At 70.6% G+C, this 10649-nt stretch carries 8 protein-coding genes; 5 read left to right on the top strand and 3 right to left on the bottom strand.

Annotation, left to right across the window (positions count from 1 at the left end; all coding sequences use genetic code 11):
• Nucleotides 1-21: 21 nt before the first annotated feature.
• The 4 genes from K8556_RS05625 to K8556_RS05610 all read left to right on the top strand — a co-directional run bounded on the left by K8556_RS05625 (nucleotide 22) and on the right by K8556_RS05610 (nucleotide 4664).
• On the top strand, nucleotides 22-1302 hold the full coding sequence (locus tag K8556_RS05625; RefSeq protein WP_223738975.1) for an O-antigen ligase family protein: 1281 nt from the start codon (nucleotides 22-24) through the stop codon (nucleotides 1300-1302).
• A gap of 1 nt (nucleotide 1303) precedes the next feature.
• Entirely contained in the window at nucleotides 1304-2527 is a 1224-nt protein-coding gene (locus tag K8556_RS05620; protein WP_223738974.1) for a glycosyltransferase family 4 protein, read from the top strand.
• Nucleotides 2524-3849: a lipopolysaccharide biosynthesis protein gene (locus tag K8556_RS05615; protein ID WP_223738973.1), complete on the top strand. Its 1326-nt coding sequence runs from the start codon at nucleotides 2524-2526 to the stop codon at nucleotides 3847-3849. The genes K8556_RS05620 and K8556_RS05615 overlap by 4 nt, the downstream gene beginning before the upstream one ends.
• Nucleotides 3850-3917: 68 nt before the next feature.
• Nucleotides 3918-4664, top strand: coding sequence for a sugar transferase (locus tag K8556_RS05610; RefSeq protein ID WP_304503937.1), 747 nt, complete (start codon nucleotides 3918-3920; stop codon nucleotides 4662-4664).
• Here K8556_RS05610 and K8556_RS05605 read toward each other — a convergent pair.
• Nucleotides 4585-5736, bottom strand: coding sequence for an aminotransferase class I/II-fold pyridoxal phosphate-dependent enzyme (locus K8556_RS05605; RefSeq protein ID WP_223738972.1), 1152 nt, complete (start codon nucleotides 5734-5736; stop codon nucleotides 4585-4587). The genes K8556_RS05610 and K8556_RS05605 overlap by 80 nt on opposite strands.
• 124 nt (nucleotides 5737-5860) lie before the next feature.
• Entirely contained in the window at nucleotides 5861-7228 is a 1368-nt protein-coding gene (locus K8556_RS05600) for a hypothetical protein (RefSeq protein ID WP_223738971.1), read from the bottom strand.
• A gap of 195 nt (nucleotides 7229-7423) precedes the next feature.
• Between K8556_RS05600 and K8556_RS39705 the strand changes: the two genes are divergently transcribed.
• Entirely contained in the window at nucleotides 7424-8407 is a 984-nt protein-coding gene (locus tag K8556_RS39705; protein WP_370639888.1) for a GNAT family N-acetyltransferase, read from the top strand.
• Between the two features lie 78 nt (nucleotides 8408-8485).
• Here the strand turns inward: K8556_RS39705 and K8556_RS05590 are convergent, their stop codons facing one another.
• Complete coding sequence (locus tag K8556_RS05590; protein ID WP_223738969.1) at nucleotides 8486-10468, bottom strand: nucleoside-diphosphate sugar epimerase/dehydratase; 1983 nt, start codon at nucleotides 10466-10468, stop codon at nucleotides 8486-8488.
• Nucleotides 10469-10649: the final 181 nt, after the last annotated feature.

The following is a 10649-nucleotide window of genomic DNA, read 5'->3' as shown; positions in this document are numbered from 1 at the left end:
CCCTGCCGGGAGGACGACGCCGTGAGCTGGCTGAGCTGCACAGGACTGGGCTTCATCGCGGCGCTCTACGTGCTCGCGGGCCGCTGGGGCTTCCACCGGCTGGGCCTCGCCGTCAACGAGGAGGTGGACACGAACCTCATCCTGGAGCTGCGGCTGTGGATCGTCCTGTGCGGGACGCTGCTCGCCTCCGTGGGGCTTTTGCACCGCGCCCGCCGCGACGCGCGCCCCGGCGAGGCGCGGTTCGACCCGCCGCTCATCGCGGCCCTGCTGGGCTTCCTGGGCTACATGTGCGCCAGCACCGCCTGGTCGCCCGACCCGCTCTTCTCCCTGACCAAGGTCTGCGACCTCCTGCTGGTGGGGATGATGTGCGTGGGCTTCGCGCTGGCCTGCTTGCGCCAGCCCGCGCCCCGGGTGCTGGACGCGTTCTGGGCCGCCGTCGTCGCGGCCACGGCGCTGCTCGCGCTCACCGGCGTCAAGCAACTGCTGGGGGGCGGCGCGGGCGCGCGGCTCGCGGTGATGGGCGGCGGGCCCAACATCTTCGCGCGGCTCATGGGGCTGCTCGCCATCGGGGCGCTCTACTTCTGGTACTGGAAGGGCCAGGCGTGGTTCTGGATTCCGGTGGCCGCCACCGGCGTCGTGCTGGCGCTGCTCACGGGGTCGCGCGGCGGCTCCGCCGCCATCACCGCGGGCATCATCACCTGCCTCGTGGTGGGGCGCGTGCCGCTGCGCCGGCTGCTGCTGCTGCTGCTGCTGGCGACCGCCGCCATCACCGCGGTGGCCATGTTCTCCCCGCTGGGGGAGGCGCTGAGCAACTCCGTGCAGGAGCGCTTCCTGCGCCTCACCCTCAACTACGAGGCGGGCGCGGGCGGCGCCAGCAGCAACGACGGCAAGGTGTACCTGTCCGGGCGGGAGATCCTCTACGCGAGGGCGCTCCAGTTGGGCGAGGACTACCCGGTGGCGGGGGCGGGGCTCGCGGCGTTCCCCGCGCTGCGCCTGGGCGTCTACCCGCACAACCTCTTCCTGGAGGTCTTCTGCGAGGGCGGCGTCGTGGGGCTGCTGCTGCTCGCGACCGTGCTCGCCACCTTCGTGCGCTCGGCGCTCCTGCGGCGCCAGGGCCTGGACGGCGCCACCGTGGGCGCGGCGGTGCTGGTGCTCCTGGGCAGCCAGGCCAGCGGCGACCTCTACGACAGCCGCGCCCTCTTCCTCTTGATGGTGATGGCCTCCGCGACCGCGGTCCCCGGACGCCAGCCCGCGCAGTCGGGCACGCCCCTTCCCCAACCTTCATTCACAGGAGCCGTCTGACATGCGCATCGTCTACCTGCATCAGTACTTCAACACCCCCACCATGCACGGGGGGACGCGCTCCTATGAGCTCGCGCGGCGCCTGGTCTCCATGGGCCACGAGGTCCACATGGTGACGTCCGACACCCGCACGGACGTCCGCCCGGGCAAGGGCTGGCGCGAGTCCAACGAGAGCGGCATCCAGGTGCACTGGCTGCCGGTGCCCTACAGCAACGCCATGAGCTACCCGGACCGCATCCGGGCCTTCAGCCACTTCGCGGTCAACTCCACGCGGCGCGCCGCGCAACTGCCCGCGGACGTCTTCTTCGCCACCAGCACGCCGCTCACCATCGCGGTGCCGGGCATCGCCGCGTCGCGGTGGAACAAGCGGCCCATGGTCTTCGAGGTGCGCGACCTGTGGCCCGCCATCCCCATCGCGGTGGGCGCGCTCAAGAGCCGCTCCGCCATCCTGGCCGCGCAGCTCCTGGAGAAGGCCGCGTACGCGGGCGCGGAGCACATCGTCGCGCTGTCGCCGGGCATGAAGGCGGGCGTGGAGGCGGCGGGCGTGCCGCCGGAGAAGATCACCATCATCCCCAACCTCTGCGACCCGGAGCGCTTCCAGGTGCCGGCGTCCGCGGGCCAGGCGTTCCGCCAGAAGTACGCGTGGCTGGGGGACAGGCCCCTGGTGCTGTACGCGGGCACGCTGGGGCTGGTGAACGGCGTGGAGTACCTGGTGCGGGTGGCCGCGGAGATGCGGAAGCTGGACCCGGAGGTCCGCTTCGTCATCATGGGCAAGGGCCGTGAAGAGGCCATGCTGCACTCGCTGGCGGAGCGGCTGGGGGTGAAGGACCAGAACCTCTTCTTCCTGCCCAGCGTGCCCAAGGAGCAGGTGCCCGCGGTGCTGAACGCGGCCACCATCGCCACGTCGCTGTTCACGGACGTGCCGGGCATGCAGGACAACTCCGCCAACAAGTTCTTCGACGCGCTCGCCGCGGGCCGTCCGCTGGCGCTCAACTACGGCGGCTGGCAGGCGGAGCTGCTGGACCGGGAGGCCTTCGGCCTCAGGCTGCCGCCCAGGGACATCCCCGCCGCGGCGGCCATGCTGGCCAGACGGCTGCGCGACCCGCGCTGGCTGGCGGAGGCCGGCGCGCTGGCCGGGAAGCTGGGCCGGGAGCGCTACTCCGCGGACATCGCGGCCCGGCGGCTGTCAGAGGTCCTGCAGCGCGCGGCGGCGGCACGGTCATGACCGCGCGCTCGGTGGGGAGCAACTTCATCTGGTCGCTCTCCGCCGGGCTCGTCTACGCCCTCGCGCAGTGGGGCGTCCTGGTGGCCTTCGCGCGGCTGGCCACCATGGAAGAAGTGGGCCAGTTCGCGCTCGCCCTGGCCATCACCGCCCCGGTGCTGCTGATGGCCCGCATGCAACTGCGCACGCTCCAGGCCACGGACGCCAGGAGCACCTTCGGCTTCGAGCACTACCTGGGCCTGATGGTGCTCAACGTCGTGGCGGGCGTGGCGGTGTGCTGCGCCATCGCCACCGCGATGGCGGACTCCCTCCACGCGGGCTGGGTCATCGCGCTGGTGGCGCTGGCCAAGGGCTTCGAGGCGGTGAGCGAGGTCTTCTACGGCGCGCTCCAGAAGGCGGAGCGGCTGGGGCTCATCGCCCGGTCCACCATCGCCAAGAGCGTGCTGTCCGTGGTGCTGGTGCCGCTGGCGCTGTGGCTCACGCACAGCCCCATCGCCGGCGCGGCGGCCCTGGCCTTCGCCTGGGCCATCGTCCTCTTCGTCTTCGACGCCAGGGCGCTCCAGCGCGAGTTCCCCGGCATGCGCTCCTGGAGCACCCTCTGGCGCACGCCGTGGCGCACGGAGGGAAGTCGGCTCAAGGCCCTCTTCCTGCTGTGCTGGGTGCTGGGCCTCACCGCCCTGCTGGCGGCGCTCAGGCCCAACATCCCCCGCTACCTCCTGGAGGCGCACGCGGGCCAGGCGGAGCTGGGCATGTACGCCGCGCTCGCGTACTTCGCCGCGCTGGGCGGCCGGGTGGTGCACTCGCTGGGGCAGGCCGTCAGCCCCCGGCTGGGCCGCTACCACGCGGCGAGGGACGCGCGCCGCTACGGCAGGGCGCTGGCGGGCTTCACGGCGGCGTCCGCGGTGGTGGGCCTGTGCGCCATCGCCGGCGCGGCGCTGCTCGGCCGGTGGGCGCTGACGCTCTTCTACGGGGCCGCCTACGCCAGGAACCTCACGCTGTTCGTCTGGCTGATGGGGGCCGCGGCGCTGGAGTACGTCTGCTTGAGCCTGGCGGTGGGCCTCACCGCGGCGCGCGAGCTCAAGGGACAGGTGGTGCTGCTCGTCGTCTCCGTGGCCGTGGTCGCCCTGGGCAGCGCGGTGTGGGTGCCGCGCGTGGGCCCGGTGGGGGCCGCCTGGGCCCTGGGGCTGGGGTGGGTGTCGGAGCTGACATGCAGCGTCTGGCTGACGACCCGCGTCTGGCGGCGGCTGACCGCCCCGGAGCCCGCGCAGGCGCTCCAGGCCGTCCCACCGGGCCCCGTGGATGCACGGGAGCCGACAGCGGGCTGAGTCCCAGGGGTCGTGGTGGCGGGCCGGGAGGACTTCTAGCGTCTCTGGCTTCAAGGAGCGGCGTCCCCATGCAAAGACAGGCAGGAACCGGGTTGTTCCTCAAGCGGTGCATCGACGTGGTGGCGGCGGGTCTGGGATTGCTATGCCTTTCCCCGGTGATGGCCGCCACGGGACTGTTCGTCCGCCTGACCCTGGGGGGCCCCGTCCTGTTCCGGCAGCGGCGCCCGGGGAAGCACGGCCAGCTCTTCACCGTCCTCAAGTTCCGCACGATGCTGGAGGCCACGGACGCGAACGGCCAGGCGCTGCCGGACGAGCAGCGCCTCACCTGGGCCGGGCGGCTCTTGCGCTCCACCAGCCTGGACGAGCTGCCGCAGTTGTGGAACGTGCTCCGGGGCGACATGAGCCTCGTGGGGCCCCGCCCGCTGCTCGTGGAGTACCTGCCGCGCTACTCCGCGGAGCAGGCGCGGCGCCACGACGTGCTGCCCGGCATCACCGGCTGGGCGCAGGTCAACGGCCGCAACGCGCTCTCCTGGGAGGAGCGCTTCCGCCAGGACGTCTGGTACGTGGACCACTGGAGCCTGGCGCTGGACCTGAAGGTGCTGCTGCTCACGGTGGTGCGCGTGCTGCAGCGCCAGGGCATCTCCTTCGCGAGCGAGGCCACCATGCACAAGTTCATGGGCACCCCGCAGCCGGAGGCCAGGGTCATGGCGCTCCGGCAGCAGGAGCAGGCCCCCGTCAGCCCGCCGTCCGCAGCCCCTGTCGCCGGGGAACGGCGCGGACCACCTCCACCACCCGCTCGAGCTCCTGGCGCGTGAGGTTGGAGCCGGACGGCAGGCACAGGCCGTGGCGGAACAGGTCCTCCGCCACGCTGCCCCGCCGCCGCGCGAAGCCCGCGAAGACGGGCTGCAGGTGCATGGGCTTCCACACCGGCCGCGCCTCGATGTCCTCCCGCTCCAGCGCGGTGCGCACCGCCTCCCGGTCCGCGCCGAACGCCTCCGGGTCGATGGTGAGCGTCGTCAGCCAGCGCGTGTGCCGGCCCCACGGGGCCTCCGGCATGAACTCGATGCCCGGCAGGTCCCGGAAGGCCTCCGCGTAGAAGGCGTGGTTCGCGCGGCGCGCGGCCACCCGGTCCTCCAGCACGTGCAACTGCCCCCGCCCGATGGCGGCCAGCACGTTGCTCATCCGGTAGTTGTAGCCAATCTCCGAGTGCTGGTAGTGCGGCGCCGCGTCGCGCGCCTGCGTGGCCAGCTTGAGGGCGTGCCGCACCAGTTCCCCGTCCGCGGACACCAGCATCCCGCCGCCGGACGTGGTGAGGATCTTGTTGCCGTTGAACGAATAGATGCCCACGCGGCCCACCGTGCCGGGGGTCCGCCCCTTGTAGGTGCTGCCCAGGGCCTCCGCCGCGTCCTCCACCACCGGCACGCCGTAGCGGTCGCAGGCGGCCATCAGCGGCTCCAGGTCCGCGCTCTGGCCGTACAGGTGCACCACCACCACGGCGCGGGGCAGCCGGCCCAGGCGGGCCCGCATCGCCAGCTCCTCCTCCAGCAGCGCGGGGTCCATGTTCCAGGACGTGCGCTCACTGTCGATGAAGACGGGGCTGGCGCCCAGGTAGCGGATGGGGTTCACCGACGCGGAGAAGGTGAGCGTGCTCACCAGCACGTCGTCGCCGGGCCCCACGCCCACCAGTTGGAGCGCCAGGTGGAGCGCGGCCGTCCCGGAGCTCAGCGCCAGCGCGTGCGGCGTGCCCACGCACCGGGCGAACTCCTCCTGGAAGGCATCGACATGGGGCCCCAGGGGGGCAATCCAGTTGCTCGCGAACGCGTCATCGACGTAGCCGCGCTCGAGCGTGCCCAGGTGGGGCGAGGACAGGTAGATGCGGGAGGACATGCGAAGACTCCAGGCAGGACCGGGCATACGCAACCCCGGCATTGCCTGGAGCGTTCGCACACTCCCTCCTCCCGCGCGCTCGGGCGGGAGGAGGGGGTGTCTGTTCCGCATCGTGGAATTCGGACTAGAGCGCCGAACCCGCGCCCAGCAGCTTCGCGTTGAGCGCGCCGTTGCCGTAGTACTGCGTGTTGTTGCCCACGGTGTGGGTCTCCAGACGCTGCTGGAGGGTGGCGTTGTAGCGGCCCAGCTTCATCAGGCCGTCATTGAACCAGCCCGTGCCGCTGCCCGTGCCGTCCACGTAGTTGGCGTACTTCTTGGCGGACGGCCAGATGACGTTGTTCAGGGTGACCACGAACTTGCGCATGTCCGCGTCCGTCCACTCCATGCCCGCGTCGTGGGCTTCCACGAGGTAGGCCATCACGCCGTTGCCGTGCGCCACGTCCTGGCCCGGACGCTTCTTGGAGCCCCACTCGGCGGCCCAGAAGTACGCGTTGGCGTTCACCGGGCTGGTCATCAACTGACCGCGCAGCGACGAGGTGTTGTTCGGCATGTCACGGTTGATGTTGTTGAAGACGGTCAGGTACTGCGCCTTCTTCGTGGCGTCCGTCGTCATCATGGACAGGTCCATGGAGATGTACGCCCAGTGCGACGCCATGTGCGTGTTGACGCGGTAGATGTAGCTGTTCGCGCCGCGCTTGAGCCACTTCTCGAACATGTTGCGCTCGGTGAACGCCAGCAGCTTGTCGTACTGCGCCTTGTACGTGGCGTTGCCGTAGAGCGCGGGCGTCTCACGGATGGTGCGCAGCATGCGCGTCACGTAGCGCCAGCAGTAGCTCTCGAACAGGGGGACCTCCTGGCCCAGCGTGTCCGAGCGGGCGGACGCCCAGCCCATGTAGCTGTCCTTGAACTGGCTGCGGGGCAGCGAAGAGGAGACCTTCGCGTTGTTGACCACGTTGTTCACATACAGCAGCGCCCGGTCCATGTACTGCGTCTTGCCCGTGGCGCGATACATCGCGGTGTTGCCGTCGATGCCGTAGGCCAGGTTGTAGAACTGCCAGCTATCCAGCGACTTGCTCATGGGCAGGAAGCTGGAGGTGTGCTCCGAATTCCAGCGGTTCAGGAAGAGCGTCTCCCAACCCGCGACGGTGCGCAGGCTGACGGCGGCCTGGGCGCTCGAGCCGAGCCCCTCCTCTCCAGTGGAGGGCGCGGGCACTTCCGCGGAAGCAGGGGCGTCCGCCTCCGGGGTGGAGGGAGCAGCCTCGCTCCCCGGCTCGGAGGGGGCCGCCGCGATCTCCTCGGGGGAAGAGGGAGCGAGCGTCTCCTCCTCGCCAGGGGCGGGGATGTCGGTGCTGTCCGGGGTGTTGTCTCCGTTGGGACTGGCCGTGCTGGCCGCGTCCTGCTCGGGGTTGGGGCCGCAGGCACCACCCACCAGCAGGGCAAGCGACAACAGGGACGACAGGGCACGACCAGAGTTGCGACGAGGTTCCAACATCAGGGGGGTCCTGTGGGGTAGCTCCAGCCGGCAAGCCGTTGGGCTACCCTGTTGTGGGAACGCCGGAGTGCGTTCACAGGACGCCAAAAGCATTTGGCGGCACACGTAATTCCTTTGTGATTAGACAAAAAGAAAATGATGACTGTCCGTGAGTCTTCAGACCGGCGCCCCGTGGGCCTGTCCGCCTGAGCCGGCATGTGTGTCATCAGGGGTGGGGGATGTATGACGAGGGCAGGGCAGGCGAGCGCCATGCTGGTTCCCGACGCGGGAGCCTCGGCGCTCTCCGGGCAGTACTTCCGCTCCGGGCATCACCTACGCGCCGAGCAGGTCACCCATACGCTGGTCGTCAAAAACGATACAGGCGGGATGTTACACGTGCCACTCATCGTGCGAGCGATTGAGGGGACTCCGTATCGCGACGCCATCTCCCCCTATGGCTTTCCGGGCGGTGAGCTGAACGGGTTGAGCGAGGTGCCTGCACCTGCCGTGGATTGGCGGAGCACGGAGCTGGTCAGCATCTTCGTGAGGGAGCGGGTTCAGGGACCGCGCTGTTTCACGGGAGGCACGGCGCGCAACGAGGTCTTCTTCGTGGACCCTTGCCGCCTGCTCACACCCCGGGAGATGCACCGCCGGCACATGCGGCGAAACGTCCGGCTGGGGTTCGTGAGCACGGTGTGCGCGGCCCGGGACGCGCCCCCCGAGGAGCGCGCGGGGTTTCGCGACGTGTACCGGCAGACCATGGTGCGGGACCGGGCGTGCCACCGGTACTTCTTCTCCGACGCGTACTTCGAGGAGCTGTTCGCGTCCCCGGAGGCCTGGCTCGCGACGGCGCGCGCGCCGGACGGGACGGTCGCGTCCGCGGCCCTGGTGGTCCGCAGTGACGGGCTCCTGCACTACTACCTGGGCGGCACGGCGGACGCGCACCTGGGGCGCTCCCCGGCGAAGAACGTCTTCGGGGAGATGATCTCCCTGAGCCAGCGGCTGGGGCTCCCGCTCCACCTGGGGGGCGGGCTCACGCCGGGGGACGGCCTGGAGGACTTCAAGCGCGGCTTCTCCAACGCCAGCGGGCGCATCCACACGCACGAAATCGTCTGCGACGCGGCGGTGTACGCCACGCTGTCGGAGGGCCGCGCCGCCAACGGCTTCTTTCCGGCCTACCGCTCGCCTCTCCGCCCCTGACGAAAAGCCCCGGCCTCCCGCCCGGAAGGGGGCACGGGAGACCGGGGCTTCGCGTGGACGGCCGGGGCCGCGTGGGGTTCAGGCGCTGACGTTCTGCTCCGCCGCGGACGGCTTCACGGGGGCGAAGACGGGCAGCACCTTCGCCACCGTCGCCGGCATCTTCGACGGGGTGTACGCGGGGATGAGCTCCTGGAGGGCGCGCTTCACGTCGTGGGAGTCACCGGCGCGGGCCGCGCGGTCCAGGCGCTTGAGCTGGATCTGGAAGTCCGCGGGCGGCGCGGGGCTCTTCGCCACCTTGATGCGGTTGCGCACCTGCTGGGTGAGCTCCTCCTCCTCGGACATGAGCACCTCCTCCAGCTTCTCCCCCGGGCGCAGCCCCGTGTAGACGATGGCGATGTCCTTGTCCGGCACCAGGCCCGTCATGGTGATCATGTTCGCGGCCAGCTCCGCGATGCGGACCGGCGCGCCCATGTCCAGGATGCACAGCTCGCCGTAGCCGCCCAGGCCGGCCAGCACCACCAGGCCCACCGCCTCCGGGATGATCATGAAGTAGCGGGTGCAGTCCGGGTGGGTGACCGTGACGGGGCCGCCCGCTTGGATCTGCTGCTTGAAGAGCGGCACCACGCTGCCCGCGGACCCCAGCACGTTGCCGAAGCGGACGGCGCAGAAGGTGGTGCGCGACGTCACGGCGATGTCCCGGATGACCATCTCCGCCAGCCGCTTGGAGGCCCCCATCACCGACGAGGGCTTCACCGCCTTGTCGGTGGAGATGAGGATGAAGCGCTCCGCGCCGCACGCGTCCGCCATGCGCGCCACGTTCTGCGTGCCGAAGACGTTGTTCTTGATGGCCTCCTCCGGCGCGTCCTCCATCAGGGGCACGTGCTTGTGCGCGGCCGCGTGGAAGACGTACTGCGGCGCGAACTCCTGGCCAATGCGCAACATCCGGTCCAGGTCGCGGATGTCCGCCACCACGGAGTGCACCGGCACGTGCGGGTAGCGCGCCTGGAGCTGGCGCACCAGCAGGTAGAGCTCGTTCTCGTTGATGTCCACCACCACCAGCGACGCGGGCGAGTGCCCCGCGACCTGCCGGACGATTTCACTGCCGATGGAGCCCGCGCCGCCGGTGACGAGGATGCGGCGGCCCGTCACCAGCCGGTGCACCTCCTGATGGTCGAACGAGATGGCGTCCCGGGGCAGCAGGTGCTCCGGGGCCAGGTCGTGCAGCATGGCGGCGGTGATCTTCTGGTCCAGGTAGGCGAACGAGGCCGGGATGATCTTGAAGCTGACGCTCTGGTGCCGGCACAGGCTCAAGAGGTGCCGGGTGCGCTCCGGGGACAGCCGGGGGATGGCGATGAGCACCTGCGTCACCCGGTGCTTCCGCATCAGCTCCGGCAGCGCGTCCAGCACGCCGAGCACCGGCTTGCCGTTGAGGAAGGTGCCCTGCTTGCCCGGGTCGTCATCCACCAGCCCGATGACGTGCCACGGGCTCTTGCGGTCCCTCAGCAGGTCGCGCAGGAGCAGGTCCCCGGCGCTGCCCGCGCCCACGATGAGCGTGCGCTGGGAGCCCTGCGCCTTCGCGCGCTGCCGGTCCAGGTACCACTGCCGGGCCATGCGCGGCGCGAAGCGGTGAAAGCCCAGGAGCGTGGTGGTGATGAAGAACTCCAGCGCGACCACCTGCCCCGGCAGCGACTCCATGAAGAAGATGGCGCGCAGCAGCTCGAACACGATGGTGCCCGCGAGGCTGGCCAGCTCCAGCCGGACCGCCTCGTGGATGCCGGAGCGGTGGAAGGACCAGCGGTGCAGCCCCAACCAGACGAGCGTCACCAGGCGCACCGCGACCAGGAGCGCCACGGCCCGGGGCAGGACAGCCCTGCAGGCCGGCGACAGCCCGTCCGCGAAGTGCAGCATCGTGGCGGCGACCAGCGAGCCGGCGATGAGGACCGCGTCCACGCCCAGCATCCGCAGCCAGCCGAAGCGGTGGGTCCTCCGCGGCGCATGCTCCGGGGTTTCCCGAACCCCCAACTCCAGGCTCATCGCTTCCAGACCCTGACCGTGTTTCATCTCACTCACCCCCTGAAGCCCGGCGTGCACGGGAGATCCGCCGTCCCCCCGCATACGCAGTGCGAAGGGCACGCCCAGACTCGAAGCCCTGAACAAAGTGGACGCGCGTCCAGTGAGGCTGAAGCTGTCCGAGAGTGCTGTAGAACCAGGATTCTGGGGAAGCGTGGGCCACCGGGCGAAC

The organism is Corallococcus sp. AS-1-12, assembly GCF_020036995.1.
GTDB lineage: Bacteria > Myxococcota > Myxococcia > Myxococcales > Myxococcaceae > Corallococcus.
The sequence above is the reverse complement of the archived record's forward strand: the minus strand, read 5'-3'. Positions and strand labels throughout refer to the sequence as shown.

Coding starts and splice junctions, on each gene's coding strand:
- K8556_RS05620 (WP_223738974.1), top strand. CDS start 1,304: ATGCGCATCGTCTACCTGCATCAGTACTTCAACACCCCCACCATGCAC.
- K8556_RS05615 (WP_223738973.1), top strand. CDS start 2,524: ATGACCGCGCGCTCGGTGGGGAGCAACTTCATCTGGTCGCTCTCCGCC.
- K8556_RS05610 (WP_304503937.1), top strand. CDS start 3,918: ATGCAAAGACAGGCAGGAACCGGGTTGTTCCTCAAGCGGTGCATCGAC.
- K8556_RS05605 (WP_223738972.1), bottom strand. CDS start 5,736: ATGTCCTCCCGCATCTACCTGTCCTCGCCCCACCTGGGCACGCTCGAG.
- K8556_RS05600 (WP_223738971.1), bottom strand. CDS start 7,228: ATGTTGGAACCTCGTCGCAACTCTGGTCGTGCCCTGTCGTCCCTGTTG.
- K8556_RS39705 (WP_370639888.1), top strand. CDS start 7,424: ATGTGTGTCATCAGGGGTGGGGGATGTATGACGAGGGCAGGGCAGGCG.
- K8556_RS05590 (WP_223738969.1), bottom strand. CDS start 10,468: ATGAAACACGGTCAGGGTCTGGAAGCGATGAGCCTGGAGTTGGGGGTT.